Source organism: Streptomyces akebiae (genome assembly GCF_019599145.1).
GTDB classification, from domain to species: domain Bacteria; phylum Actinomycetota; class Actinomycetes; order Streptomycetales; family Streptomycetaceae; genus Streptomyces; species Streptomyces akebiae.
This window is the reverse complement of record NZ_CP080647.1, coordinates 5,206,488-5,232,791: the sequence shown is the minus strand read 5'-3', so window position 1 is coordinate 5,232,791 and position 26,304 is coordinate 5,206,488. Positions and strand designations below refer to the sequence as shown.

General features: G+C 71.3%; 22 protein-coding genes, 3 tRNA genes and 1 pseudogene. 10 read left to right on the top strand and 16 right to left on the bottom strand.

The window, feature by feature from the left end:
• Positions 1-171: 171 nt before the first annotated feature.
• The 3 genes from K1J60_RS22470 to K1J60_RS22460 form a co-directional block, all read right to left on the bottom strand.
• Positions 172-393 (bottom strand): hypothetical protein, encoded by a 222-nt coding sequence (locus K1J60_RS22470; RefSeq protein ID WP_033526723.1) that lies wholly within the window; start codon positions 391-393, stop codon positions 172-174.
• 446 nt (positions 394-839) lie between these two features.
• A tRNA-Arg gene (locus K1J60_RS22465) sits at positions 840-912 on the bottom strand.
• A gap of 201 nt (positions 913-1,113) precedes the next feature.
• A tRNA-Ser gene (locus tag K1J60_RS22460) sits at positions 1,114-1,204 on the bottom strand.
• A gap of 212 nt (positions 1,205-1,416) precedes the next feature.
• Here K1J60_RS22460 and K1J60_RS22455 point away from each other — a divergent pair.
• Together K1J60_RS22455 and K1J60_RS22450 are read left to right on the top strand one after the other, a co-directional pair.
• Positions 1,417-1,932: an SSI family serine proteinase inhibitor gene (locus tag K1J60_RS22455; RefSeq protein ID WP_220647762.1), complete on the top strand. Its 516-nt coding sequence runs from the start codon at positions 1,417-1,419 to the stop codon at positions 1,930-1,932.
• A 298-nt stretch (positions 1,933-2,230) separates the two neighbouring features.
• A complete protein-coding gene (locus K1J60_RS22450; protein WP_220647761.1) occupies positions 2,231-7,690 on the top strand; it encodes a PAS domain-containing protein in 5,460 nt (1,819 codons plus the stop codon).
• Positions 7,691-7,814: 124 nt separating this feature from the next.
• Here K1J60_RS22450 and K1J60_RS22445 read toward each other — a convergent pair whose 3' ends face one another.
• The 6 genes from K1J60_RS22445 to K1J60_RS22420 form a co-directional block, all read right to left on the bottom strand.
• Positions 7,815-9,473, bottom strand: a complete 1,659-nt coding sequence (locus K1J60_RS22445) for a long-chain fatty acid--CoA ligase (RefSeq protein ID WP_220647760.1) — start codon at positions 9,471-9,473, stop codon at positions 7,815-7,817.
• A 180-nt stretch (positions 9,474-9,653) separates the two neighbouring features.
• Positions 9,654-10,280, bottom strand: a complete 627-nt coding sequence (locus K1J60_RS22440; protein ID WP_220647759.1) for a SigE family RNA polymerase sigma factor — start codon at positions 10,278-10,280, stop codon at positions 9,654-9,656.
• A 230-nt stretch (positions 10,281-10,510) separates the two neighbouring features.
• Positions 10,511-11,677, bottom strand: coding sequence for a lipid-transfer protein (locus K1J60_RS22435; protein WP_220647758.1), 1,167 nt, complete (start codon positions 11,675-11,677; stop codon positions 10,511-10,513).
• Positions 11,674-12,069, bottom strand: a complete 396-nt coding sequence (locus tag K1J60_RS22430; RefSeq protein WP_220647757.1) for a MaoC family dehydratase — start codon at positions 12,067-12,069, stop codon at positions 11,674-11,676. Before K1J60_RS22430 ends, K1J60_RS22435 begins: the two co-directional genes overlap by 4 nt.
• Positions 12,066-13,049 carry a bifunctional MaoC family dehydratase N-terminal/OB-fold nucleic acid binding domain-containing protein gene (locus K1J60_RS22425; RefSeq protein WP_220647756.1) on the bottom strand — a complete coding sequence of 328 codons (984 nt, stop codon included), beginning with the start codon at positions 13,047-13,049 and terminating at the stop codon, positions 12,066-12,068. Before K1J60_RS22425 ends, K1J60_RS22430 begins: the two co-directional genes overlap by 4 nt.
• 266 nt (positions 13,050-13,315) lie before the next feature.
• Complete coding sequence (locus K1J60_RS22420) at positions 13,316-13,621, bottom strand: hypothetical protein (RefSeq protein ID WP_220647755.1); 306 nt, start codon at positions 13,619-13,621, stop codon at positions 13,316-13,318.
• Positions 13,622-13,991: 370 nt separating this feature from the next.
• Between K1J60_RS22420 and K1J60_RS22415 the strand changes: the two genes are divergently transcribed.
• Both K1J60_RS22415 and K1J60_RS22410 read left to right on the top strand, forming a co-directional pair.
• Positions 13,992-14,906, top strand: coding sequence for a bifunctional DNA primase/polymerase (locus K1J60_RS22415; RefSeq protein ID WP_220647754.1), 915 nt, complete (start codon positions 13,992-13,994; stop codon positions 14,904-14,906).
• Positions 14,907-15,093: 187 nt separating this feature from the next.
• Positions 15,094-15,468: a hypothetical protein gene (locus K1J60_RS22410; RefSeq protein WP_220647753.1), complete on the top strand. Its 375-nt coding sequence runs from the start codon at positions 15,094-15,096 to the stop codon at positions 15,466-15,468.
• Between the two features lie 73 nt (positions 15,469-15,541).
• Here the strand turns inward: K1J60_RS22410 and K1J60_RS22405 are convergent, their stop codons facing one another.
• Positions 15,542-16,081 (bottom strand): HAD domain-containing protein, encoded by a 540-nt coding sequence (locus K1J60_RS22405; protein WP_220651628.1) that lies wholly within the window; start codon positions 16,079-16,081, stop codon positions 15,542-15,544.
• Between the two features lie 379 nt (positions 16,082-16,460).
• A pseudogene (locus K1J60_RS22400) lies at positions 16,461-16,646 on the bottom strand (antitoxin); the annotation flags it as partial.
• Between the two features lie 570 nt (positions 16,647-17,216).
• On the opposite strand from K1J60_RS22400, the gene K1J60_RS22395 reads away from it, so the two are divergent.
• Complete coding sequence (locus K1J60_RS22395) at positions 17,217-17,390, top strand: hypothetical protein (RefSeq protein ID WP_220647752.1); 174 nt, start codon at positions 17,217-17,219, stop codon at positions 17,388-17,390.
• On the top strand, positions 17,387-17,989 hold the full coding sequence (locus K1J60_RS22390; protein WP_220647751.1) for a DDE-type integrase/transposase/recombinase: 603 nt from the start codon (positions 17,387-17,389) through the stop codon (positions 17,987-17,989). The genes K1J60_RS22395 and K1J60_RS22390 overlap by 4 nt, the downstream gene beginning before the upstream one ends.
• A 326-nt stretch (positions 17,990-18,315) precedes the next feature.
• Here K1J60_RS22390 and K1J60_RS22385 read toward each other — a convergent pair whose 3' ends face one another.
• Together K1J60_RS22385 and K1J60_RS22380 are read right to left on the bottom strand one after the other, a co-directional pair.
• Complete coding sequence (locus tag K1J60_RS22385; RefSeq protein WP_220647750.1) at positions 18,316-18,582, bottom strand: hypothetical protein; 267 nt, start codon at positions 18,580-18,582, stop codon at positions 18,316-18,318.
• A gap of 194 nt (positions 18,583-18,776) precedes the next feature.
• Positions 18,777-18,864, bottom strand: a tRNA-Ser gene (locus tag K1J60_RS22380).
• 265 nt (positions 18,865-19,129) lie between these two features.
• Here K1J60_RS22380 and K1J60_RS22375 point away from each other — a divergent pair.
• The gene (locus K1J60_RS22375) at positions 19,130-19,498 is read left to right on the top strand and encodes a hypothetical protein (protein ID WP_259407859.1); all 369 of its coding nucleotides are present in this window, start codon (positions 19,130-19,132) and stop codon (positions 19,496-19,498) included.
• 81 nt (positions 19,499-19,579) lie between these two features.
• Here K1J60_RS22375 and K1J60_RS22370 read toward each other — a convergent pair whose 3' ends face one another.
• On the bottom strand, positions 19,580-21,250 hold the full coding sequence (locus tag K1J60_RS22370) for a S1C family serine protease (protein WP_220647749.1): 1,671 nt from the start codon (positions 21,248-21,250) through the stop codon (positions 19,580-19,582).
• Positions 21,251-21,511: 261 nt separating this feature from the next.
• On the opposite strand from K1J60_RS22370, the gene K1J60_RS22365 reads away from it, so the two are divergent.
• From K1J60_RS22365 to K1J60_RS22355, 3 genes are all read left to right on the top strand, one after another.
• Entirely contained in the window at positions 21,512-22,321 is an 810-nt protein-coding gene (locus K1J60_RS22365; protein WP_220647748.1) for a glycerophosphodiester phosphodiesterase, read from the top strand.
• A 353-nt stretch (positions 22,322-22,674) separates the two neighbouring features.
• Positions 22,675-23,217 (top strand): ATP-binding protein, encoded by a 543-nt coding sequence (locus K1J60_RS22360; RefSeq protein WP_398683274.1) that lies wholly within the window; start codon positions 22,675-22,677, stop codon positions 23,215-23,217.
• A gap of 160 nt (positions 23,218-23,377) precedes the next feature.
• On the top strand, positions 23,378-24,367 hold the full coding sequence (locus K1J60_RS22355) for a DUF5926 family protein (protein WP_220647746.1): 990 nt from the start codon (positions 23,378-23,380) through the stop codon (positions 24,365-24,367).
• A 255-nt stretch (positions 24,368-24,622) separates the two neighbouring features.
• Here K1J60_RS22355 and K1J60_RS22350 read toward each other — a convergent pair whose 3' ends face one another.
• Together K1J60_RS22350 and K1J60_RS22345 are read right to left on the bottom strand one after the other, a co-directional pair.
• Complete coding sequence (locus K1J60_RS22350) at positions 24,623-25,345, bottom strand: hypothetical protein (protein WP_220651626.1); 723 nt, start codon at positions 25,343-25,345, stop codon at positions 24,623-24,625.
• 184 nt (positions 25,346-25,529) lie between these two features.
• The gene (locus K1J60_RS22345; RefSeq protein WP_033530719.1) at positions 25,530-26,195 is read right to left on the bottom strand and encodes a bifunctional DNA primase/polymerase; all 666 of its coding nucleotides are present in this window, start codon (positions 26,193-26,195) and stop codon (positions 25,530-25,532) included.
• Between the last annotated feature and the right edge of the window lie 109 nt (positions 26,196-26,304).

Sequence of the window (26,304 nt, the reverse complement as noted above, 5' to 3'; positions counted from 1 at the left end):
GAGGGCACCACTGACAACGCGTCCGCACGACGGCCGGGGTGTGGACCTCGGGGCGGCACGACGCGGCCGTGGGCATGGCAAAGCCGGAGGGCGCGCCCCTCCGGAGCGAAACCCAGCGGCACTGCGGGTCAAGCGGTCGTGCGGCCGTCCGGCCCTCCGGCCGCCGCCGTCCTACAGCTTGCTCATCTTGCTGTACGGGCTGAGGATCCGCTGCCGCGCCGAACCAAAATCGACGAGCGCGGCGATCCCGTCCTCGATACCGATCACCCGGCCGAGACCGTACATGTCATGCGTGACCTGGTCGCCCACCGCGAAGTGCTTGGGAGGTGGGGCGACCGGGGCCTTGAAGGGACTGGTGGGCAGATAGCGCTTCGGTGCACCTGGCTTTGTCATTGCGACCAGTATGCGCCAACCATCGAGGACCCGGACTTGCCCCGAGCCTCTTGATCTTGGTCGCCGGAAAGCCGCACCGGGCGCGGCCCCCGGAACGGCCCTGTGCCGGTCCAGGTCAACGCTTCCGCCGCCCCCAGTCGGAAGCGGGAGCGTCCCGTCCCCCGCCTCGTCGGTCGAAGGAATCTGGAAACGTGAGGCGCATGTGGCGACGGGCACTGGTCGGACTCAGGCTCACCGTGCCTGTGGCAGCCGCAATGTGCACGTCCGTGGCCTGCATCGGCGCACAAGGGGGCGGTAGCCGACCAGCGGTGCGGACCAGGCTTTCTCGGGGCGGTCTGCCCGACGGACCTCCGTGCTCGCCCCGCACCCGGATCTCTCCACCAACCCTGCCGACATGACAAAACCAGAGGCCTCGTGGAGTGATCCACGAGGCCTCTGGTCTGCTGTGCACTCGGCAGGATTCGAACCTGCAACCTTCTGATCCGTAGTCAGATGCTCTATCCGTTAAGCTACGAGTGCTTGTTTTGTTTTTCCGCCGCTCCCGGTCCTTTCGGCCCGCTCGCGGCGACAGGAAGAACATTACATGACTGCCGTCGCCATGTGAAATCCGTTTGCTGCACCCCTTGTGACCTGGGAAAACACCTCATAGAGGTGGTCTCGGAGCAAGGCTGGGAACGACGAAGCCCCGGTCGCGTGGACCGGGGCTTCGGTGATCAAGCGCGGAGGCGGAGGGATTTGAACCCTCGATGGGATTGAAGTCCCAAACCGCATTAGCAGTGCGGCGCCATAGACCGGACTAGGCGACGCCTCCAGCACAACCGCCCGCGCGAGCGCGAGTGGTGCGTGCAGATGATGACACAGCCGGGTGGGCTGTCACCAATCGCCTCCCACGGTACTAGGCGGAGAGGCCGCAGGGCAAAGCCGTATGGCACGTCGGGAGTGGTGCGTCGCAGCGTCGGCGCGGGCGTACGCGGCGCGCGGCGGCAGCCGCAACCGTGGGGTGGGCGTGGCGTTAGTCAGGTCATGTCGCAGAGCCTTCCCGGCCCACACCCGAGCCGCCCCGCCGCCGCCCTGAGCCGGCTGTTCCTCGGCGCCCTCACCTCTCTCGCCGCGGCCGCCGCCGGCACGCTCGCGCCGGTGGCGCCCGACGCGTACGCCGCCGAGCCGGTCCCGCAGCCGTCACTGCCCATGCCCACCCCAGCCGTCGGCCCCGGCGACCGGTTGACCGTCACGGTGCGCCAGGCCGGTGGCGGGGCGGACGGGACGTTCGAGCTGCGGTGCCATCCGGAAGGGGGCAACCACCCGGACACGCGGGCTGCGTGCGGGCGGCTCGATCGCCGGACGACCTGGGGGACGGACCCGTTCGCACCGGTCCGGTCCGGCACCGTGTGCACGATGCAGTACGGCGGACCGGCCACCGCGCATGTGACCGGGACCTGGGCCGGACGCCGCGTCGACGCCCGCTTCGACCGCGGCGACGGCTGCGAGATCGCCCGCTGGGACGCCCTGGTTCCCGTGCTGCCAGGCCTCCGCGCATAAAGAGGAAGGGCGCGAATCCGGCCACCCCCGCGCGACGCGGACGCTCCCCTCGACGCCCGCGCACAGCCCGTACATATGTGCCTCCGTCAAGGTCCTCCGGCAAAACACACGGTCACGGCATCCCCGTCCGCGCGGTCACGGCATCTCCGTATGTTCGGTGTGCGACCTCCCTCTCATCCGGCGTCGCGAGCGCAACCTCTGCCCGTAGACTCCCTCGCGTGACACGTTGCGGGCCGGTTGGCAAGATGGCCACGGGCCCAGCGGTCGGCAAGGTGCGGTAACAGGGAGGAAGCGTCTCGTGAGCAGCAGGCCATCCCGAGGCGCTGCTCGCCTCGCAGCCATACTGGACGCACTGCCCGATGCGTTGGTGCTGGTCAACGCCAATGGGACCGTCGTCAACGCCAACACGATCGCGCTGGAGGCCTTCGAGGCACCCGGCACCGCCCTCGTCGGGCGCGGGTTGCTGGACCTGCTGCCCGAGTTCGACTCCCGGCTCATCCCGGGCTCCATGCGGCGGCCCGACACCATGGACCCGACGGGGCGGACCAAGCCGACCCGGATGATCGCCCGCCGGACCGACGGCAGCGAGTTCCCGGTCGAGGTCACAAGCGCGAATCTGGAGAACGGCCAGCAGGCGTACGACGGTTACGGCTACGCCAATGACGAGCTGCTCATGCTGGTCGTACGGGATCTTTCGGGCACTGTCGACACCGAGGCCGAACTCGCGCGTTCGCAACGGCAGACCGAGATGATCCTGCGGGCCGCCTCCGAGGGTGTCATCGGGACCGATACCGACGGGCGGATCGTCCTCGTCAATCCGGCCGCCGCTCAGATACTGGGGTATCGGGCCAGTGACCTCGGCGGACGTGAGCTGCACACGCTCGTGCTGCACTCCCGCGAGGACGGCGCCCCCTTCCCGTACACCGAGTCGCCGCTCGCGGACACCCTGAAGTCCGGGCGCAAGCACCGGGTGCGCGGGCAGGTGCTGTGGTCGAAGAACGGCGAGAAGGTGTCGGTCGATCTGACGACCGCGCCGGTGCGCGACGGGGATCAGCTCGTCGGCGCCGTGATGACGTTCACCGACCGGCGGCCGTACGACAAGCTCGCCGAGGAGAAGGACGCCGAGGCCGAGACGCACGCGGAGGAGCTGGAGCGGCTCGCCAAGGAGCACGCCGAGGAACTCGCGGGCGTGCGTGAGGAGCACGCCGCCGAGCTGGCCGAGCTGAGCGAGCAGCACGCCGAGGAACTCGCCGCCGGGGACGAGCGGTACGCGGCACTCGGGGAGCGCGAGAAGGACCGGTACGAGGCGCTGGCCGCGCGGCACGAGCAACTGCTCGCCGTGCTGGGCACCTCACTGCGCGGCCCGCTCGACCAGCTCCGCAGTGAGCTGGGCACGCTCGCCGCCGACGACGCCGGGCAGCTGTGGCCCGAGGCGAACCAGGTGCTGCACCATCTGACCGCCGGGTACTCCCGGATCACGACGCTCATCGACAACGTGCTCGGCTACCAGCGGATCGACGCCGGCGAGGACGACCTCGTGCGGACGGCCGTGATGCTCGACGCGGTCGTCGCGGCCGGGGTCGACGGAGCCGTGGAACTGGTCGGGCCGGGACGGGTGCAGTTCGCCGTGCACGCGCCGCCCATCGAGGCCGAGGTGGACCAGACGCGGCTCGCGACCGCCCTCGCGCATCTCGTCGCCGATGTCGCCGGTGTCGATGCGACGGGCAACGCGCCCATGTCCGTCGGCGGCTACATGGACAACACCGTCGTCGTGGCGGCCGCGCAGCGTGGTGAGGTCGTGCGCATCGAGGTGCGCGGGCCGTACGCCGGCGGCGACCCGGTGCACCAGCCGATCGTCCAGGGGATCGTGCGGGCGCACGGCGGTGTGCTCCAGACGGTCGAGGTGCCGGGGATGAGCGGCAGCGCGTACGTGTTGGAGGTGCCGCTCGGCGGTGGTGCCGGGGCGGTGCCCGCCGCGCAGTTGCCCGCAGCGACGGGAGTCGAGGCCGATTCCGGGGCCGTGGCCACCGGTGCCGAGGTCGCCCTGCCCGAGCAGGCCCCCGCCGGTGGTGGGCGGCGGCGGGCGCGGCGTTCGTCGGTGGACGCGTTCCTGGAGAGCGAGGACGCCGCCGAGGGCCGGGAGGCCGAGGCCGCCGCTGTCGCCCCGACCGGGCGGCGTCGGCGCAGGGCGGAGGAGGCGGCCGGTGCGCCGGGCGCGGCCGTCGACGCGGCCGGTTCCGGTGAGGGCGCGGGGCCCGCGCAGGGCGCCGAGGGCGAAGGCTCCGGGGGTACCGGGCGGCGGCGTGGAAGGGCCTCCTCGGCCGAGGAGGCCGGTGCGGCCGTGGCCGCCGAGGGCGCGGTCGTCACCGCGGCCGAGCACGCGGCGGGTGCCGCTGCCGCCGCCACCGGGCTGGGCGGGACCGTGCCGCCGCAGGGCGTCCCCGCCCCCGGCGGACGGCGCGCGCGCCGGGAGCCCGCCGCACAGAACGCGTTGCCGCCGGCCCTGCCCGCAGGGCCGGCCCCGGGCGCCGCCGAGGCGACCGACGACGCCTCCGCCGAGGCGGGCGGTGCCCAGCAGCCCACCGGCCGCCGCCGTCGCGCCCTGGGGGGCGGCGAGGAACGTGCCGCCGCGCCCGAGCAGGGTGCGCGAGCCGTCTTCGCCCTGCCACCGGCCGCGGCCGACCGGGGCCCCGATTACCCAGAGGCCACCGGCCTCGGCCCGGTCCCGCTGCCCGCGGCGCCAGGTGCCCCCGGCACACCCATGCCGATGCCCTTGCCCGCCGCGACCACCGCGACCACCGCAACCGCCGGGCCCGCACAGGCCGGGGAGGGGTACGAGGCCGGCCGGGGTGTCGCGGCCGCTGCGGGCGGAGTTCCCGCCGTCGGCGGGCCGGTGCCGGTAGGAGGGCAGGCCCCCATGGGTGGAGCCGTGCCGCCCGGCGGGCCCGTGCCGCCCGGGGGAGTCGCGCCCGCCGGAGGGCCGGTGCCTGCCGGAGGGCCGGTGCCTGCCGCCGGTGTCGGGCAGCAGTTCATCGGGGTCGGACAGCAGCTTCCTCAGAGCGGTCCGGGGGCGCCGGGTGGCGTCGCCGGGCCGGCCTCGGGGCTGGCGGCCGACGCGGGGCAGATGGCCGCTCCCGGTCAAACCACCGCCGAGCAGGCACCCGGTGAGGGCCACGTGACCGCTGCGGCGCCGGTGTCGGGTGCCCCGGCCGGGGAGGCCGACGACGGTCGCCATGACGCCGCGCTGCACAACCCCGGTGGCGACCACACCCCGCCGCAGCCGCACCCTGTGCCCGCGCCCACGGGCCGCCGCCGTGCGGTACGGCAGCCCGCCCCCCAGCAGAGTGACGGCGTGGGCACCATGGCACCGGGGCAAGGGGTGCCGGCCCAGAGCGCTCCCGCTCAGGGCATTCCCCCGCAGGGAGGACCCGGGCAGCCGGTCCCCGCGCAGGGGGCGCCGATGGCCGCCGCGCAGCCCGTTTCCGCCCAGGGGATCCCGGGCGGACCGCAGGCCGTGCCCGTGCAGGGTGTCCCCGGTGGACCGCAGCCAGTGGCCGCCCAAGCCGCTGGGGTGGCCCCCGGTCAGCCCGTTCCGGCGGGGATCGCGACCGCGCAGTCCGTCGCTCCGCAAGGGGTTCCGGGGGGCGCCGCTCAGGCGGTCGCCGGTCAGGCCGTTCCCGGTCAGGCCCTTCCCGGACAGGCGGCCACCGGGCAGCCTGTCGCGGCGCAGACCGCTGCCGCCCAGAACACCCCAGGCCAGCCTGCCGTCGGACAACCCGGTGCCGTCCAGGGAGTCGTCCCGCCGCAAGGGGCACCCGGTGGCCGGCAGCAGGTGCCCGCTCAGGCCGGAGCCCTCGGACACTCCGTCGTCGTACCGGGAGCGCAGGGCGTCCCGGGGATCCAGGCCGTCCCGGGGATCCAGGCCGTCCCGGGGATCCAGGCCGTCCCGGGGATCCAGGCCCCAGGGACGCAGGGCGCGCAGCCGGTCCAGGGCGTCGCTCAGCCCGTGCCCGTAACGGGGATGCCCGCAACAGGTATGCCCGGCGCCCAGCAGCCCGCCCCCGCTCAGGTCGCCGCCCCCGGAGCGGCTCAGCCGCAACAGCAGCCCCAGTCCTGGCCCGACCCGCGCCACGAGACCTCCGGCGCCGGTATCCCCGTAGCCGCTCCTCAGGCGCCCCTGCCTCCGCAGTCCACCCCGTCCTCGGGCACCCCGCTGCCGCCGGAGGTCGCGGTCCAGCAGCAGCCGCGCGCCGCACAGCCGTTGCCTGCCGAAGCCGCAGCCCCGGCACCGGCACCGGCACCGGCCCAAGCTCAGGCTCAGGCTCAGGTGCAGGCCGCGCCGAAGCCCCCCGCTCCCACCGCCACCGGCCCCACGGCCCCCGCTCCCGTCGACCCCAACTCCACCCAGGGCCGGTCGATCAGTGTGCGGACGCTCGGCCAGGGTGTCCCCTTCTCCCGCCAGGGCGGCCCCCAGGCACAGGTCCAAGCCCAAGGCCAGGCTCAAGCCCAGGGACAGGCACAACCACAGGCAGCGCAGTCCGGCGTACAGGCCGCCGCGCAGGCGCAGCCCCAGGCCGGGTCCACGCCTGCCCCGAACCAGCCCGGTGGTTCCGGCAGGCGCCGCAAGCTGGGGACGCCGCCCCAGCCGACCGGCGACCGCCCCGAGACGGCCGCGCGCCCCCACCCGCAGTCCACGCCGACCAACGGCACGGGTGTGCGCCTCGGCACCGGCCAGACCCCGCCCCCCGGCCAGGCCGCGGCCCAGCCGCAGGCGGCCGGGCAGGTGTCACAGCCGTCCCTCGCCGGTCAGATCCCGCTGCCGGCGCAGCCCTCGCTCGCCGGCCAGGTTCCGCTCCCGCCGCAGCCGTCCCTCGCCGGGCAGTCCCGGCTGGCGGGTCGTACGGAGGGTGCCGGGCGGTCGTACGCCATAGGGGCGCCCGACGAGAACGCGGCCGAAGGCCCCGAGCCGCTCGACGGGCCCGGCGGCGCGGTGGAGATCCCCGACCGGCCGCATCCGCAGCCGATGGACGACGAGTTGCCGCCGGAGCCGCTGGACAACCCGCGCCGGCTGCTGGTGTGGCCCGCGCCGGACGCGTCGACCCACCAGGCGCTGAGCGACCGCGGCTACCGGCCCGTGATCGTGAACTCCCGCGAGGACGTGGACGCCCAGATCGCCGCGTACCCGGCCGCCCTGTTCGTCGACCCGCTGACCGGCCCCATCACCCGCACCGCACTTCAGTCGCTCCGCCAGGCCGCCGTGGCCGCCGAGGTTCCCGTGCTCGTCACGGCGGGCCTCGGCCAGGCGACACGTGAGGCGGCGTACGGGGCCGACCCGGCCATCCTGCTGAAGGCACTCGCCCCGCGCGACTCCGAGCAGCACCCGCCGCGCGTGCTGCTCATCGAGGAGCACGCGGAGATCGCGCTCGCCCTGACCGCGACGCTGGAACGGCGCGGTATGCAGGTCGCGCGGGCGGCGTCGGACGCGGACGCCGTCACCCTCGCCGCGCAGATGCGGCCCAACCTCGTGGTGATGGACCTGCTCCAGGTACACCGCCGACAGGCCGGGATCATCGACTGGCTACGGGCGAACGGCCAGTTGAACCGCACCCCGCTCGTCGTCTACACCGCAGCCGTCGATCATTCCGAACTCCCGCGGCTGGCCTCGGGGGAGACGGTCCTGTTCCTGGCGGAGCGCTCGACGAGCCCCGATGTACAGACCCGGATCGTGGACCTGTTGGCACGAGTCGGTACGAACTGAGCCGCGGGCGGCGCGGACTGGGCCGCTAACGGCACGAACTGAGCCTGCGAACAGCAGCGGTCGGGGCGGTGTTTCACGTGAAACACCGCCCCGACCGCTGCTGTTCGGCTGACCGCGACGCGTCCTAGATCTGCGTCACGTCCAACGAGCCCTCCGCGTACTGCCTCCGCAGTACCTTCTTGTCGAACTTGCCCACGCTCGTCTTCGGCACCGACTCGATGATCGTCCAGCGCTCGGGGAGCTGCCACTTGGCGATGTGACCCTCGTCGGCGAGGAAGGAACGCAGGGCGGCGAAGTCGGCGGTGGAGCCCTCCTTCAGCACGACCGTGGCGAGGGGGCGCTCGCCCCACTTCTCGTCCGGGACGGCGACGACGGCGGCCTCGGCGACGTCCGGGTGGGCCATGAGCGCGTTCTCCAGCTCGACGGAGGAGATCCACTCGCCGCCGGACTTGATGACGTCCTTGGCGCGGTCGGTGAGGGTGAGGAAGCCGTCGGGGCTGATCGTGCCGACGTCTCCCGTCTTCAGCCAGCCGTCCTCGCTGAACTTGTCGTCGGGGCGGATGGGTTCCGCGCCCTGGCCGCCGAAGTAGGCACCCGCGATCCAGGGACCCCGGACCTCCAGCTCACCGGCGGACTGGCCGTCCCAGGGCAGGCGTTCGCCGCCGGGACCGGTGAGGCGGGCCTCGACGGAGGCCGGGAAGCGGCCCTGGGTGAGGCGGTAGGCGAGCTCCTCCTCCGAGTCGGCCTCGACATGGGCCGGCGGCCGGGCGATCGTGCCGAGCGGGGAGGTTTCCGTCATGCCCCACGCGTGGCAGACGCGCATCCCCAGCTTGTCGAAGGCCTCCATGAGGGCGGGCGGGCAGGCCGAACCGCCGATGGTCACCTGGGTGAGCGAGGCGACCTCGCGCGGGCGGGCGGTCAGCTCCGCGAGCAGGCCCTGCCAGATGGTGGGCACGGCGGCGGCGTGCGACGGCCTCAGCGTCTCGATCATCTCGGCGAGTGGGCCGGGCTGCAGGAAGCGGTCCGGCATCAGCATGTTGACGCCGGTCATGAAGGTCGCGTGCGGCAGACCCCAGGCGTTGACATGGAACTGCGGGACGACGACGAGCGAGAGGTCCGCGTCCGTCAGACCCATGGACTGGGCCATGTTGACCTGCATGGAGTGCAGATAGATCGAGCGGTGGGAGTAGACGACGCCCTTGGGGTCGCCGGTGGTGCCGGAGGTGTAACACATGGCCGCGGCGGTGCGTTCGTCCAGCTCGGGCCAGTCGTAGGTGGTCGGCTTGCCGGCGATCAGGTCCTCGTACTCGTGCACCTGGACGCTCGCCCCGGCGAGCAGCGACCGGTCGCCGGGGCCGGCGACGACGACGTGCTCCACCGGCTTGAGGTGCGGCAGGAGCGGCGCGAGAAGGGGGAGCAGCGAACCGTTGGCGATGATCACACGGTCGGCCGCGTGGTGCACGATCCAGGCGAGCTGCTCCGGGGGCAGCCGCAGGTTGAGGGTGTGGAGGACGGCGCCCATGGAGGGGATCGCGAAGTACGCCTCGACGTGTTCCGCGTTGTTCCACATGAGGGTGGCGACCCGCTCGTCACCGTCGACGCCGAGGTCCTCGCGCAGGGCGTGGGCCAGCTGCGCGGCGCGGGCGCCGATCTCGGCGTAGGAGCGGCGGTCGGGCTCGCCCTCGCCGGTCCAGGTGATCACCTGCGACGTCCCGTGGATGCTCGACCCATGGGTCAGAATCCTGGAGATCAACAGCGGTACGTCCTGCATGGTGCTCAGCACGGCGTCCTCCCGGGGCGGCTCTGCCTACGCGGTGGTAACGGTTGCGCTGATTCTGCTCACATACCGCTCGGTATGTCACTAGCTGTCAGGATGATCGATCAGAGAGAGTCGTCCGGAGAGCCGGTACCGGGCCGGACATGGAGCCTGACGCGGGAGCCACATGACAGCCCAACGAACGCGCTATCGCACGGGTTCCAGCTCGGGGTCCTCGCGCAGCTTGCCCAGCGCGCGGGACACCGCCGACTTCACCGTGCCGACCGAGACACCGAGCACCTCGGCCGTCTGGACCTCGCTCAGGTCCTCGTAGTACCTGAGGACGACCATGGCCCGCTGCCGCGCCGGCAGCTTCATGATCGCCCGCCACATCGCGTCGTGCAGCGCCTGCTGCTCGGCCGGGTCGGCGGCCTGGACCCCTTCGGGCTCCGGCAGCTCGTCGCACGCGAACTCGTCCACCTTGCGCTTGCGCCACTGGGAGGTCCGGGTGTTCAGCAACGCCCGACGGACATAGCCGTCGAGGGCCCGGTGGTCCTCGATGCGCTCCCAGGCGACATACGTCTTGGCCAGCGCGGTCTGCAACAGGTCCTCGGCGTCGCACGGGTTCGCGGTCAGCGACCGGGCGGTCCGCAGCAGCACCGGCTGGCGGGCCTTCACGTACGCCGAGAACGACGGGTACGACAGGTCCGTCAGGCCCGGCAGGGTGGGCCGGTTGGAGTGCGAACGGGCCGAGTGCGAGCGGGCCGAGGTCGACAGGGTCCGCGGCACTGGTGCAGCGGCCTGCGAAGCGCTGGTGCAGACGGGTGTGGTCATGGCTCCACGCTAGGAGCGGGCCCCGCCCGGCGGATCGGCCGCAGGTCCCGAAGACGAATCCCCCTCAGGTTGTAGGAGTGGGGCGGGCCTCACCTACTGGAGGTGGATGAACAGCCCCCAGGTACTGAGGGTGTACCCCTGAGAACCACCTGCCCACGGTGTACGGCGCCCCCGTCCCACCGCCCCCCCAGGATGCCCGAAGCTCCCCTCAGCCGCCCCGTCCGGACCGCTCACCCGTCCGTTCCCAGCACCAACCCCGAGGTGGGCACCCCCGTCCCCGCGGTGACCAGCACCCGCTCGGCACCGGCGACCTGGTTCACGGAAGTGCCCCGCAGCTGTCGTACGGCCTCCGCGATGCCGTTCATCCCGTGCAGATAGGCCTCGCCGAGCTGCCCGCCATGGGTGTTGAGCGGCAGCCGCTCCTCGGCGACGAAGTCCGCCGCCTCGCCCGGCCCGCAGAACCCGAACTCCTCCAACTGCATCAACACGAACGGCGTGAAGTGGTCGTACAGGATGCCCACGTCGATGTCGTCGGGGCCCAGCCCCGAGGTCCGCCGGAGCTGCCGGGCGACGACGCCCATCTCCGGCAGCCCGGTGAGGTCGCTGTCGTAGAAGCCGGTCATCTGCTGCTGCGCCCGGCCCGCGCCCTGGGCGGCGGCCACGACCACGGCGGGCGGCCTCGGCAGGTCCCGTGCGCGCTCCACCGAGGTGACGACGAGGGCCTGGCCGCCGTCCGTCTCCTGGCAGCAGTCCAGCAGGCGCAGCGGCTCGACGATCCAGCGCGAGGCCGCGTGCTCGTCGAGGGTGATGGGGCGGCCGTGGAAGTACGCCGCCGGGTTGGTCGCCGCGTGTCTGCGGTCGACCACGGCCACGTGCCCGAACGCCTCCGGGGTCAGCCCGTACGCGTGGAGATAGCGCTGCGCCGCCATCGCCACCCACGAGGCGGGGGTGAGCAGCCCGAACGGAAGCGTCCAGCCCAGGGCCACACCCTCCGCCGACGGCTCCCGGTGCCGTACACCCGACCCGAACCGGCGCCCCGAGCGCTCGTTGAAGGCCCGGTAGCAGACCACGACCTCCGCCACGCCCGTGGCGACCGCGAGCGCCGCCTGCTGCACGGTCGCGCACGCGGCACCGCCGCCGTAGTGGACGCGGGAGAAGAAGGACAGCTCGCCGATGCCGGCCGCCTGTGCGACCGTGATCTCCGGGCTCGTGTCCATCGTGAACGTCACCATGCCGTCCACGTCCGCCGGCGCCAGTCCCGCGTCGTCCAGCGCCGCGCGCACCGCCTCCACGGCGAGCCGCAGCTCGCTGCGCCCCGAGTCCTTGGAGAAGTCGGTCGCGCCGATGCCGACGATCGCGGCCCGCCCGCCCAGCCCGTCCCTGGCCCGTATGCTCACCCCGCCTCCCCCAAGGTCAGGGTCACCGTGCCGGTGACGTGCCGCCCGACGCCGTTGTCGCCGACCACCTTGACCGTGACGCTCGCGCCGTCGGTCGCCTCGACCGTGCCGGTCAACACCATCGTGTCGCCGGGGTAGTTGGGTGCGCCCAGCCGGATCGCCACCTTGCGCAGGACGGCGTCCGGGCCGAAGTGGTCGGTGACGTACCGTCCCACCAGCCCGTTCGTCGTCAGGATGTTCATGAACACATCGGGCGACCCACGCCGCCGCGCCAGCTCCGGATCGTGGTGCACGTCCTGGTAGTCGCGCGAGGCGATCGCCCCCGCGACGACGAGCGTGCGGGTGATCTCGATCTCCAGCGGCGGTATCACGTCCCCGGTCCCGACCCTCACGCCGACACCACCCCCTCCTCGGCCGCGCGGAACACCGGAAGCTCCAACTCCTCGTCACAGCGCACGAACTCGAGCCGTACGGGCAGCCCGATCCGCACCTTGTCGCACGGCACCCCGATGACGTTGCTGACCATCCGCACCCCCTCCGCCAGTTCGACCAGCCCGACGGCGTACGGCGGGTCGAAGGCCGGGAAGGGCGGATGGTGCATGACGACGTACGAGTACACGACCCCCTCGCCGCTCGCCTCGACCGTGTCCCACGCGGCCGTACCGCACGCGTTGCAGCCGGGCAGCCAGGGGAGGCGGAGCGTGGCGCAGTCGGCACAGCGCTGGATGAGCAGACGGTGCTGTGAAATCCCCTCCCAGAAACCGGCGTTGTCGCGATTGACGACGGGGCGGGGGCGGCGGGGCCTCTCCCGGGGCGGGGATGCCGTGGAGGATGGCGTCCGGTGCGACGGCGTCCCGGACAACGGCGTCCCGGACGACGGTGTCCTGGGTGCGTGGGCGGGCGCGTACTTGAGAATCCGGAAGCGGTGGGTGCCCACGAGTTCCTCGCCCACCCGCACATCCATCCGGGTCGTGACGAAGTACCCGGTGCCGAGCCTGGTGGTCTTCCGCTCGGACACCGACTCGATGACCGAGTCGAAGGTGATCTCGTCCCCCGGACGCAGCGCCCGCAGGTACTCCTGCTCGCAGTCGGTGGCGACGACGGAGGTGCATCCGGCGCCGTCGAGCAGCGCGAGGAGTTCGTCGTACGCCGGTGAGCGGGTCTCGTGGCCGCTCAGTCCGCCCATCGTCCACACCTGGAGCATGGCCGGCGGTGCGACGGCGTCCGGTCCGGTGTACGCGGGGTTGGTGTCCCCCATGGCCTCGCACCAGTGCCGGATCATGGGCGAGTTGACGGGATCCTTGCCGCGGCCGCCGAGGACGGCCGGGCGCCCCTCGTAGGCCTTGAGCCGTACGGACAGGTCCTCGACCATCGTGGAGCAGCCCCCTCCGACATTTCTGACTGCCCGTCAGATTGAGGGTCCGCCACCACGGCTGTCAAGGTCGCCGCAGTGCGGCGTGCGAACGCCCGCACCCCACGACGAAAACGCCTGTGCGGCGATGCCGAAGCACCGCCGCACAGGCGTGTCACACCCCACGAACATGTCCCACACGTCCTACGTCGTCCGAGGGCGGTGGCCTCGGGGCCGGGGTGACCTCATCCATCCGCCCCCGGCCCGACCGGCCGCCCTCACCAGGCTCACCAGAGGTGGGTGAAGCTGACGACCGCGTTGTCCTGGTCGATGGCCGTGAAGCCGGAGCCGTTGACCTGGGCGGTGTTGTTCTGGTTCGAGGCGCCCGAGCCGTTCGCCTGCTGCTGCGAGGTCGACGAGTTGCCGCTGTTGTCGTGGCCGACACCGCTGCCGACGATGTTCGCCACGCCGGCGTTCGATCCGTTGTCCGCGAAGGAGCCGTTGTCGGCCGTCGCGACGCCGGTGAACAGGACTGCGGCGAGCGGGAGCGCCGAGACGGCGGCGAGAACGCGGGCGGTACGGATGCTTGCCATGTGCATTTCCTCCAGGGCCTTTCACACAAGTACGGGTTGCGCCGAGGCAGTTGGCCGACCGTCCCGGTGCGGGTCTTCGTGTCTTCGTGTCTTCGACGTCGCGACTCAAGAGTTGCCCACCGAATCCCCGACGAACCACCCCGGAAGCTCCCATTCCCCCTGAAGCGTGATGACAAGTCGATAAACCCCTCTTGATCAAGGAACTCCCAGTTCAGACGGGATGACCTCGGCAACCGAACGCAAGATCAAGCGAGACAAGGGGTGAAGCGTTCCGGCACATTTCCGGCTGACCCGCGATCGGGCCCCCGACGACCGAAAGCGCACCCCGAACCCTCTTCCCTTTATCGAACATGAGTACGAACATGGGGGTATGGCCACCACGGACCGGCAGGCCAGCACCCTGGCCCTGGCACACGCGCTCTCCGCCGCCGAACGCGGACTGGCGGTGATCCCCCTGTCCCGCACCAAGCTCCCGGCCCTACGCTCCCCCCACAGACCCGCTTCGTCCCCCACTCCCACCTCCCCCTCGGCCCCTGCCCCTGTCTCTGCACCCGCCCCGTCCCTCTGCCATGGGGAGTGCGGGCGCTTCGGCCACGGCGTGTACGACGCCTCCACCGACCCCCGGCGCATCCGCGAACTCTTCGCCGCCGCCCCCTGGGCCACCGGCTACGGCATCGCCTGCGGTGTCCACCCCCACCACCTGATCGGCGTCGACCTCGATACGAAATCGGGCACGGACTCCTCGGCGGCCCTGCGTGAACTGGCCCTGCGCCACCTCTTCACGATCCCCGAGACGGTCGTCGTGCTGACGCCCAGCGGCGGCCGCCACCTCTGGCTCACCGGCCCACCCGACGTCGCCGTCCCCAACTCCGCCAGCCGCCTCGCCCCCGGCATCGACATCCGCGGCGCCGGCGGCTACCTCGTCGGTCCCGGCTCCCGCACCGACCACGGCGCCTACACCGCGGCCCCCGGCACCTCCCACCTCCCCCCGGCCCCCTGTCCACCGGCCCTGCTCCGCCTCCTGCTGCCACCACCGCGCACGGGCCTTTCCCGGACGACGGGCGGCCAGGGCAACGGCCACGGCCTCGTCCACTTCGTCCTGACCGCCCAGGAGGGGCAACGCAACACCCGCCTCTTCTGGGCGGCTTGCCGCGCCTACGAGAACGGCCTCGGTCCGGAGCTCACGAACGCCCTGATCGACGCCGCCGTACGCACGGGCCTGCCGGAACGGGAGGCGAGATCGACGATCGCCTCGGCGGCGCGGATGTCGAGGGGTGGTGGGTGACAAGGGGTGGTGGGTGACAAGGGGTGGTGGGTGACAAGGGCGGCGTGAGGGGCGGGCGGGGGCGGGGTGAGACGGGGGACCGCCACCCACGTTTCGGGACGCCGGTGGTTGGAAGAACTGAAGGTGCGGCGGTCCGGCGTGGCCCGGCCCGTGGGAGGAACAGCCGCTCCGGAGGCACGATGTGGACTTGGACAGGGAACACCGCCGGGAACTGCTCGCCGAGGTCCATCGGGAACGGGACCGACTGCTCCCACTCCGCGCGGAGGCGACGGAGACCACGATCGAACTGATGCGCACGAGCACGGGCCACGTCTCCGAACCCGATCTCGTGCCCTACCTGAACCTCATGTATCTCCTGACGGTCAAGCGGGCCTACGGCGACGACCAACTCCTGGCCTTCGCGCTCTCCTTGGCGAACTGGGCGGTCGTCGCCATCGACGAGGTGGCCAAGTGCACGGGCCGCACCGCGGAGCAGGTCATCGACCAGTACGAAACGGAAATCATCGCGGCACGCGAGTCGGCCCCGCCGGAGGAGGACGAGGCTGAGACCGAGGCGGATTGAGACGTGCCCCTGAGAGCGTCCCGCAATGTGCGCGCAGCACGGCGTCCTGGGCGCTTTTCGGGCGGCGGTGAAGTCAGTCCAGGTCGGTCGCCCACGCCGTGAGCGCGGCGAAGTCGTCGTTGGCGAGGCCGCGTCGGGGATCGATCCGGTGCAGTAGGGCGGGACCGTCGTGGTGTTCCCTCACCCAGGTGCGATCGGCTTCTGTGATCTCGTCGTCGATCCAAGCGAACGCACGGCCTTCCGCCCACGCGACGATCTCCGGCGTCTTCCAGAACACACCGCCGCCGGGCTGGGCCCGCGGCGAGGACCAGGGAATGAAGGGCAGCTCAGGCAGTCCCAGGACTGGCGCGATGAACCCGTTGGCTTCTTCTTCCCAGGTGGTCGCCCACACGAGGTCGTAGGGAAGGACATCCAGCGCCGGGCCGTGATCCGGGTTGAGCCAGACCCGCAGCGGCTTCACGGGCTTGTTCGGCAGCCCCCACTCAGTCAGCCGGCGCCGCTCGGCGGCCTCCCAGCGAGGCGTCAGCAGGCGATGCGTCCGATAGCCCTCGGGCCGACGGTACGGCTTGGCGGCATACGGGTTGAGCGGTCCGTCCACATCCAACAACAGCACTGGGCGCACGGACTCGTCCCCCTTGGTTCCGCGTCGCACGGTACCGGCCGATGACGAGACCGCCCAGTGAATTCCGGAGTAGGGATCTAGGGATCCAGGTATCTAGGCATCTCCGCAAGGCCGGGCTCCGCAGTGGTGGCAAGACTGTCACCTCAAGGGCGACGGCGTCCTCCACGCCATACTCGGCATCGCCCGCCTGCGCAAACCTCCACCGGAGTCAAAGATCATCCACGGGACGGCTCTCAGCCAACCGGAACCCTCACCGAGGCGGTTCCTCACGCCCGACATCGGGCCGCCGAATATCAGGACGACCGACATCAGGACGACCGACATCGGGACGACCGGCGTCGGGACGACCGGCGTCGGGACGACCGGCGTCGGGCTTCCCGGCCCGCGCCCGATCCGAGCCCAGCTGTTGCCTGAGCCTCTCCTGCGCCGAGTCGACCTGACCGCTGTGCTTCCCCTGCGTCCGCCCGTCGACGAAGTCACCGGCCTTGTCGATGCCCTGTCCAGCCTGCTCCTCATGCCCCTTCAGCATCTGCTTGAGCTTGCCCATCACAGACATAGCGGCTCCTTCTGCTGTAGACCCCCTCCCCACCAGAATCCGCGCCGCTCTCCCGCCCCGCATCTCGTAGCGCGCCACGCACCACATGGGCGCCCCAAACCGGGACGTCCTTTCGGACCAGCGCATTCACGCATCGACGGCTGGCAGGTTGGCCCACACACGGCCCACAGACTCCACGTCGACCGCGTGGGCACGTGGGCAAACCGCCCAGGGAGAAGCGGTACTGGTGGCGGCGTGGACCGACCGCGATCCGGCAGTTGGCCCGGCTACCCAAGACCACCGCAACCAGCGTCCCGCCCGAGCCCGCGCCGCGCGAGAAGTGGCGCCTGGCTGTGACATGCACGATCCGCTGGCCGGCTGGAACGCCGCACCTAGAGGAACTGCCCGAGTAAGACGCGCGAGCGCGCCCTGGTTCTTCTTTGAACTCCTGGGAATTCGGCTCGCTGGATCTTTGAAATCAGGACCGACGACCTCCGGGTCAACCTTGTTCAGTCTCGTACGTGCATCGGACCTCGTCGCATGTCGCACGAAGAGCCATGCTCAGGGTGTTACGTAAGGACTGTCACCGTAATGATCTCTGAGGTGCTGGTTGACCCGGTGGTTTTCCCCGGTCAGCCGCAAGCGGAGGGGCGCCGCTCGGAGTTGCTGACCGCCCTGCGAGACCACCAGCAATGCGACGAGGAAACGGGCCTGCCCGCAGGTGAATTGCGGGCTCGTACCACTCCGTCGACGCCGGACCGGTGAGCACGGGCTCATCCTGGTACGAGCACGTCACCGGCCACGCATCGATGAAGTGGCCGCGGACTGCGGCTAAGCATCGCGGCGGGCATCGCGGAATCGCCCGCTGTCGTGCCCCCGGTACTCGTCACCAGGCGGCACGCGCCCCGCGGCTCGCCCATCGTCGTCACGGATGGCTCGACCTGGCCACCCGCGAGGTCGTCGGCTATGCCATGGCCGACCACCACCGCGCCGAACTCGTCGTCGACGCCCTGGACATGGCTCACGGCCGGGGCCACCTGCAGCCCGGCTGCGTGATCCACAGTGATCGCGGAAGAGAGTACACATCGGCCCAATTCCGGGATCGAATAAGGGAGCTGGGTCTGCGGCAGAGCTGCGGGCGCACCGGATCATGCTTCGACAACGCCGCCGCTGAAAGCTTCTGGGCCCTGCTCAAAGAGGAGATAGGCACCCGGACCTGGCCCGAACGGGCCACCGCCCGCGCCGAGGTCTTCAACTTCATCGAGACCTTCTACAACCGCCGCCGCCTGCGCAAGCACAAGATTTTCGGCTACCTCACCCCAGCCGAGACCAGGCAGCGGCAACAGCACGCCCTCGCTGCATAACCATCGAGTGTCCGAGATCACGGGGAAACTTCACCCCTATCACGGCGTTCATGACGAGCCCGGGCGAAGCCTCGGCAACCCAACTCCACAAAGCTCAGGTCACCAGGAAGTTGCGACGGTGGGCAGGATGCTAGAGCGACGTCAAAGGCGGGACCGTCTCGGCAGAGCTGACTTTCATGTCCGTGCCGGGCCGTCTCTGGGCCGTCCGAGGCCGCTCGACAGTGGCCAATGGCGACCAACGACGACCACTAGGCGCACGAGCCTACCGAGCCTGACCAGCAAAAACCCAGCTCACCAAGATCCCCGAGACTCCGCCGGCCTGTTCTTCAAGCAGCGCCGACGGTGGACCACCAGGCCACAAGCCTGTCCGCCAGCTGGTCCACTTCTTGGGGCTGAGGCTCGAGAGCAAAGTGATCTTCAAGCTCAGACCCCAGGAACTCGCCGATCGATGCCCGCCCAGCCCCAGCATGCAGACGGGTGAGGAGGGGAGCGATGAGACAGTCGTACTCATCCTGGACGTCATCAGCGACGCCAATCGGGTCCCACTCGTTGAGCATGAAGCGCAGATGGCTGTGCACGTCTACGGGCTGCATGTCCTCATCCTGGCATGCGGTCGATTCAGTCGACCGGTCTTCCGCTGCGGGCCGTTCTGCCCAGCGCCACGGGCAGTCGGCCGTGCCCCATCCGTGCCCGATCGTGCGGGAAACCACGGGGACGGCGGTCGTCGGCGGGGACCGAACAACAGCAGGGCCCCTGACCTGGATGCCTGGTCAGGGGCCGTATTGCCTGGCGGTGGGTGTGGGATTTGAACCCACGGTGACTTGCGCCACGACGGTTTTCAAGACCGTTCCCTTAGGCCGCTCGGGCAACCCACCTGCGCCCCGCCCACCAGGGACGGAGCGGGTACAGCGTACCGGCTGCGGTCATGATCAAGAGATGGTGGTCCACGAGTGGCACGCCCACCACGTGGCCGATCGGCTACAACTGTGAGCGGGGGAGGGGCCCATGAAGCCGGAAATCTGGATCTCTGTGTCGGCGACCATGATCGCACTCGCTTCGCTCTGGGTGAGTTTCACGGAATCGAGAAACATCAGGTCCCACAATCGTCAGTCGGTGAGACCTCTCCTACAGATTCGGCGAGTGCTGAACTTCGAAGGGACAAGGACGGGGATCCAGCTCGTCAATGCCGGTCTGGGTCCGGCCATAGTCACCAGGAGCGTGGTCCAGGTGGACGGCGAGGTCATCGGTGAGTGGGACCTCAGGACCTACAGGCAGCTCACGCGAGGGCGTTCGGTGCACCCGAAGGTGTCGACGTTGCAACCAGGTGTTCCCGTACTCTCCGGCCAAGTCGTGCACCTGCTGTTTCTCGACGACTTCGACCAGCGTGACCACGCTTGGTTCTGGGCGCTCGTCAGTGAGCGTCTGATGGTCGAGATCTTCTACGAGTCGATGTACGGCGGCGAGAACTTCCGGGCCGTGCTGATTCCGCCATGGGAGACCCCTTCCTGATCCCTGCCCGACGCCGAGCCGTCCCCACCCACAGCGGACGGCTGAGGGAACGGGGACGGCTATGCGGCGATGCAGCGATGATCAGCTGTCGCCCTCGCGTTCCCCCAGCGTGACGTCCGCCGTGCGGGTCTTGCCGTCGCGGGTGTACGTGAGGGTGACCTTGTCGCCGGGGAGGTGGGTCCAGATTTCGCCGATGAGGGTGGGGCCGCTGTCGATGACGTGGTCGTCGAGCTTGGTGATGACGTCGCCGGGCTTGAGGCCGGCCTTGTCGGCGGGCCCGCCCGGGGTGATGGAGTCCGCGCCGCCCTCACCCGAGTTCGTGATCTTCGCTCCGCCCGTGCCCTCCTCCAGGGAGACCGAGGCGCCGATCACCGGGTACACCGGCTTGCCCGTCCTGATCAGCTGCTGGGCCACGTTCTTGGCCTGGTTGATCGGGATGGCGAAGCCGAGGCCGATGGAGCCCGCCTGGCCGGAGCCGAAGCTGCCGTTGCTGGCGGACTGGATCGCCGAGTTGATGCCGATGACGTCGCCCCGCGCGTCGAGGAGCGGGCCGCCGGAGTTGCCCGGGTTGATCGACGCGTCGGTCTGCAGGGCGCTCATGTAGGAGGCCTTGCTGCCGGAGGAGCCGTCGCTGGAGGCCACCGGACGGTTCTTGGCGCTGATGATGCCCGTCGTGACCGTGTTGGAGAGGCCGAAGGGGGCGCCGATCGCGATGGTCGAGTCGCCCACCGCGACCTTGTCGGAGTCGCCGAGCGTCAGCGGCCGCAGGTTCGACGGGGCGTTCTTCAGCTTGATGACCGCCACGTCGTAGCCCTGCGCGTGGCCGACGACCTCGGCGTCGTACTTCTTGCCGTCGGGGAAGGTGGCCGACACCTTGCCGCCGTCGACGGCCTCCGCCACCACGTGGTTGTTGGTGACGATGTGCCCTTCCTTGTCGAACACGAACCCGGTGCCCGTGCCACCCTCACCGTCGTTGCCGGACGCCTCGATGGTGACCGTGCTCGGCAACGCCGCGGAAGCCACGGCGGCGACCGTACCGGCCGCGCGCTTGACGTCTCCGCCGTTCTGGGAGGCCGAGACGGTCGTGGAGCCGGAAGAGTTGTCGTTGCGGTCGGCGAGCGTGTAGCCGATGCCACCGCCGACACCGCCCGCGACCAGCGCGGCCACGAGGATCGCGGCGATCAGGCCGCCGCGCTTGTTGCCGGCCGGCTTGGGGGCCGGCTGCTGCGTCTGCTGCCAGGAGGAGCCCCAGCCGCCATCGCCCGGGCCGCCGGGACCACCCGTGCCACCGGCGCCTCCGGCGGCGCCCGCGGTGCCGTACGCGCCGGCGCTGTCCCCGTACGCGCCGGCGGCGGCCCCGTTGTCCGCGTACGACGGGACGGCGGGCGGCGGCGGGGGCGGCCAGGAGGCGTCGGGCGCGGAGGATCCACCCGGCCCGGCGGGCCCGCCCGGACCGCCCGGTGCCTGGCCGTATCCGCCGCCGGGCACCTGGCCCTGGCTCGCCGCGTAACCGGGTGCCCCCGTGGACACCAGCTCGGGCTGAGGCTGCTGCGCCGTCGGCGGGACCGGCGGCAACTGGGTGGTCGGGGCGTTGTCGGCGGTCTCGGCCGAGGGGGCCGGGGCGGTGGTCTCCGCCGGTGCCGCGCTCGGCTCGTGCGTCGGGGCCGGCGCGGAGGCAGCGGGAGAATCCACCGGCACGGGAGGTGCGGACGGGGCCGGGGGTACCGCGGTGCCCTCGTTCTCGGTGCTCACAGCTTTTCTCCTCGGTCCACGGCTTCACCTTGTAGGCGGTCTACTGTTCTTGGTCGCACAGTCGCACAGAGGCTGTGCGTGAGTTCTGTATGCGGTCAGCTTTTCCCACGAGCCGTCAGGGCACCATAAGCGGTGTCTGTGGGTCCGGGACCATCCTTTATATAGGATCTATCGGACCAACCACGCGTACTGTGCGTACGAACCCGGTCGTCCACGGTCACCACCCCCACGCGTACCCCGTCACGGTGGCACCATGACGCGGTGACCCACGCACGACAGCTCCCGATTCAGGTCGTCGCCCACCGGGGTGCCTCCGAGGCGGCCCCCGAGCACACCCTGGCCGCGTACAAGAAGGCGATCGAGGAAGGTGCGGACGCCCTCGAATGCGATGTCCGGCTGACGGCGGACGGCCATCTCGTCTGCGTCCACGACCGACGCGTCAACCGTACGTCGAACGGCCGCGGCGCGGTCTCCGCCCTGGAGCTCGCCGATCTCGCCGCCCTGGACTTCGGCTCCTGGAAGAGCGGCGACGAGGCCCCCGACTGGGAGGTCACCCCCGAGGACCGGGCGGACACCTCCGTCCTCACCCTTGAGCGTCTGCTCGAACTCGTGGCCGACGCCGGGCGCCCCGTGGAGCTGGCCATCGAGACCAAGCACCCCACGCGCTGGGCCGGCCAGGTCGAGGAACGGCTGCTGGTCCTGCTGAAGCGGTTCGGCCTGGACGCCCCGGAGTCGCCCGCCAACTCACCGGTGAGGATCATGAGCTTCTCGGCGCGCTCGCTGCACCGCGTCCGGGCCGCGTCCCCGACCCTGCCCACGGTCTACCTGACGCAGTTCGTCTCGCCCCGGCTGCGCGACGGTCGGCTGCCGGCCGGTGTCCGGATCGCGGGCCCCTCGATCCGGACCCTGCGCAACCACCCCCTGTACATCGAGCGCCTGAAGAGCGCCGGGCACCAGGTGCACGTGTGGACCGTGAACGAACCCCAGGACGTCGACCTCTGCGTCGCATTGGGTGTCGACGCCATCATCACCAACCGCCCGCGCGCGGTTCTCCAGCAACTCGGCCGCTGAACACACGGGTTCCCACAACTCCGAACACACCGTTCCCGACAACTCCGCACACGCGCTCCGCGACCGTTCCGAACACGCCGCTGTTCACACCTGCGACCGCCCTGTCACCTCCCGGCGCCGCCCCCGCGCGGCGCTTGACGGAGGTAAGAATTCCGCCAAGACGGCCGGACCTCACCCAGGGACAAGTCGGCATATCGGGGACGAAATTCAGCCACTCAACTACGGGGTGTGCACCGGCGCGTTCGGTCCGTGTTCGAGCGTGAGGAGTGCGTCACAGCACGCTCGTTGGCCGGTTTCCAGTCCAGTCCAATGGGGCATTCACACCGTGGCGTGGGGCGAAGGAGGTCTCGGGGGTGGCGTTGGTGGTGGCACAGGAGGTGCCCACGTCGTCGAGCATGGCCGTACCCCATGGCCCTGCGGGCGTGGGGGAAGCAAGGCACCGGATGCGCGATCAGCTGCGCACTGGCGGTGTGGCGGAATCGGTCATCGACGATGCCCTACTGATCCTTTCCGAACTGCTCAGCAATGCCTGCAAGCACGGCAGGCCCCTCGGCGACGCGCTGGCCGGCGACGGTGATGTGCGCTGCGCCTGGCGGATGGATCCCTCGGGGCGGCTCACGGTCGAGGTGACGGACGGCGGTGGTCCGACCCGCCCCGCTCCGTCCACGCCCTCGGTCACCGCACACGGCGGCCGCGGGCTGAACATCGTCACGGCACTGGCGGACGACTGGGGCGTACGGGACGACGCCCGCGGTGAGGTCACGGTGTGGGTCGTCGTCCAGGACGACGTCTACCGCGCCCACCGCCGGGACGACTTCGCCACCCGCGTCATCGCACCCTCGGTCTCCGCACTCCCCGATCTGGACTTCGCAGACGCGTTCGACGACATGGACTGACCGAGGCCGGTCACCTACGGCCACGGGACCGGGCACATCCCGGCCCGAACCTCCGGTTCCGGGACGACTCGGTGCGTTGTCCACAGGGTCCCGTCGGGCGTCGTACGAGCGACTAGGCTCGCGCGGGTACGAGACGAGCCGTGATCGGGAGACACCCACGATGGCCAAGAAGCGACCCCACACGAAGGCCAAGCGCCCGCAGGGCACCGGCGGAGTCGGCGCCGCAGGCGCCGATGGGCAGGTTCCGGTTGTCGGCGCGCGCGAGCAATGCCCCTGCGGCAGCGGCCGCCGCTACAAGGCCTGCCACGGCCGGGCCGCCGCCCAGGCCGTGACCGAGCTGGTGCAGCGCCCCTTCGAGGGCCTGCCCGGCGAGGGCGACTGGATCGCGCTGCGCGAGCTGGTGCCCGCCGCGACCGTCGAGCTGAAGCTCAAGGACGCGCTCCCCGAAGGGGTCCCGTCGGTGACGCTCGCCACCGTCCTGCCCATGGCGTGGCCCGCGCTGCGCCGCGACGACGGCTCGGTCCTGCTCGGTCTGCAGAACGACACCGCCTCCGGTGACATCAGCCGCGACCTCGCCGACACCCTGCAGCGCGCCCTCGTCGCCGAACCGGGCACTCCGGTTCAGGGCCGGCGCGCTCCGGCCGACGGTCCGCGCCTGCAGGACCTGCTCGACCCCGAAGGTGAGTTCGAGCCAGTTGTGCACACGGGCTTCGAGTTCTGGGTCCCGGACACGGAGAACACGACTCCGGAGGTGGCCGCCTCCCTGGAGCGCGCCAACTCCGCGGCGATCCCGACGGTGAAGCTCGCGGGCGTCGACGCGGCCTACTGGTGCGAGACCCCGGAGAAGAACCACCTGCGCTGGGTCATGCCGCACGCCGAGGAGCGGCTTCTGGACGCGCTCGCCCGGCTGCACGCGGCGGGGCGTTCGAGCCTCGGCGAGGGCACCCGCCTCGTGGGCTCCTTCCGTGCTCACGGCCTCACCGTGCCGGTCTGGGACCTCCCCAGCGGGGTGGGCGCGGACGACATCGAGAAGCCGGCGGCCGAGTTCGCCGAGCGGCTCGCCGGTGCCCTGGCCGACGAGTCCCCGCTCACGCCGGAAGAGCGTCGGGCGCGCGGTGGTCTCACCAACCGGCAGGTCACGCTGAGCTGACGTCCGTTCCCGCGCCGAGGGGGCGGCCGGGCGACCGAGTGCGTTCGAAGTGTGGTGACTCCTGTCACAACTCCCCTACGTGACAGGCAAATTCGTGTCCGAATAGCCGAGATCGAATTTGCGAAGCGCCGATCTCTTGTTACGGTTCCATTAGCCCGGTTGCTGGTGCATCCCCCGTCGCCAGCAACCGGGTCTTTTCATGCCCGGGTTCCGGAGCGGCCCCACTGGGCGGATACGCCCTCGGCGTCAACGCCCCTACGAGTGGCCCGAGTTGCTCCCTGAACGCAGCAACAGCGGTCCCTCGCCGTCCGGTGCCGCGAACTCCGCGACGGCCGTGTACGCCCCCGTCCCGCCCCGCGTACGCCCCCTCGGTGTCTCGCACACACCCGGCTCGTCGTGCGCGCCCACGGCGCAGTGGATCCGTACGGTGTGCCCGCCGGGCGCCATCATGCTGAGAACCGAACTCAGTTCACGTCCGGTGGCGTTGCGGTAGTAGGTGCGGGCCCAGGTCCGGTCGCCCTGGGTGAGGACACACGTCTGCGCCTCGATGCCGTCGGGGGAGGTGAGGTCGGGACCGCAGCGGGCGGCGGTGGCGAGTCCGAGGCCGAGCAGCCGCGAGGAACCCTGGGCGTCGTCCGGGGCGTCGGCCTCGGCGTCGTCCGCGCCCCTCGCGTCCGGCCCGCCGGCACCGCCCGCCTTCTGATCGGCGCGGTCGGCGGACTTCTCGACGTCCCCGCCGGATTCGTCCGCGCGCCCGGCGTCCCCGTCGCCGCCCAGGGAGCCGAGGCCGGTGGTGTCGCCGACGCGCCCGGCGGCACGCCCCAGTTCGGAGGTGAGTGCCCGCTCGGGAATGGCAGCACGCTCGGTCGTGGAGGCGCGCTCGGTCGTGGAGGCGCGCTCGGTCGTGGGAAGGTCGCCGAGCGGGCCGGCGGAAGCGACGAGGGGGAGACCGAGGGCGACCGCGACCGCGACGGTCAGTCCCGCGAGACGGAGCCGACGCGGATCAGGCCCGCCGCGCGCCGACGCGGATGCTCTGCGGCTCCGGGGCGGGGGAGCACTGTGACGGCCGCGCGACGGGGCCCCGTGGCCCCCGGGAAGACGCTGCATGTGCGGAAGATAACGACCGACCGGGGGCGCCCGGCCCCGCGCGCGCCGGGCGGGCTCAGAACTCGGGCGCGCTCACACCCGTACGAGTGAGGGCGTCGACGACGGCGTCCACGACCGCCTCGACGTCGGGCACCCAGGGCGCGGCCGAACCAGGCAGTGGTGCCCGCTCCCAGCGGACCAGGCCGTGCCCGGTCTCGGAGGGGGGCAGGGCGAGATAGCCGCCCTGGCTGTGGAACCGGAGGGAGCCGGGGACGAAGTCCTTGGCGTAGAGCAGCTCGCCCAACTGCTCCATGGAGTACGGCGCGACGAGGATCGCCCAGCGGTGCGGGGCCGCGACGACGGGGCCGAGGCGCATGCCGGTGCGGTCGAGGGCGGCGAGGGCGCGCGAGGCGGCCAGGGCCGGCAGGCTCACGGCGCAGGGGGCGGTGCCTCCGGTGGCCAGCACGATCGGCGCGGTCGGCCGATTGGTCCACCACCAGCGGACCATGCGCTCGTCGGTGGTGGCGGCCAGCAGGCCGGGGTCGAAGGGGTGAGCGCCGGGCACCACGCACTCCGGGTCCGGGCAGGCGCAGCGGGCACGGCCCTGCGGGTCCGGCGCCACCCCCGGGAGTACGGGCCACTGCCATTCCGTCGCGAACGTCAGGGCCTGCTCAAGAAGCTCGGGCCTCCCGCCGTTGCGCTTGGACAGGAGCCTGCGTCGCTTTCCGGGGATCTCGCGCATGAGCGCTCGTCCTTTCCGTTGCACGCATGGCAACACCGTGGGTCACATCACAACATGTGTCGTTCACTGCACTGTGCGTACCTGCTGGCGCATCACACCCCTGTCGCGG

Excerpts from the sequence above, each read along its gene's own strand:
- K1J60_RS22415 (WP_220647754.1), top strand. The coding sequence starts at position 13,992 with ATGGCCACCACGGACCGGCAGGCCAGCACCCTGGCCCTGGCACACGCG.
- K1J60_RS22420 (WP_220647755.1), bottom strand. The coding sequence starts at position 13,621 with ATGGCAAGCATCCGTACCGCCCGCGTTCTCGCCGCCGTCTCGGCGCTC.
- K1J60_RS22385 (WP_220647750.1), bottom strand. The coding sequence starts at position 18,582 with ATGCAGCCCGTAGACGTGCACAGCCATCTGCGCTTCATGCTCAACGAG.
- K1J60_RS22395 (WP_220647752.1), top strand. The coding sequence starts at position 17,217 with ATGATCTCTGAGGTGCTGGTTGACCCGGTGGTTTTCCCCGGTCAGCCG.
- K1J60_RS22345 (WP_033530719.1), bottom strand. The coding sequence starts at position 26,195 with ATGCGCGAGATCCCCGGAAAGCGACGCAGGCTCCTGTCCAAGCGCAAC.
- K1J60_RS22455 (WP_220647762.1), top strand. The coding sequence starts at position 1,417 with ATGTCGCAGAGCCTTCCCGGCCCACACCCGAGCCGCCCCGCCGCCGCC.
- K1J60_RS22470 (WP_033526723.1), bottom strand. The coding sequence starts at position 393 with ATGACAAAGCCAGGTGCACCGAAGCGCTATCTGCCCACCAGTCCCTTC.
- K1J60_RS22440 (WP_220647759.1), bottom strand. The coding sequence starts at position 10,280 with ATGACCACACCCGTCTGCACCAGCGCTTCGCAGGCCGCTGCACCAGTG.
- K1J60_RS22425 (WP_220647756.1), bottom strand. The coding sequence starts at position 13,049 with ATGGTCGAGGACCTGTCCGTACGGCTCAAGGCCTACGAGGGGCGCCCG.
- K1J60_RS22355 (WP_220647746.1), top strand. The coding sequence starts at position 23,378 with ATGGCCAAGAAGCGACCCCACACGAAGGCCAAGCGCCCGCAGGGCACC.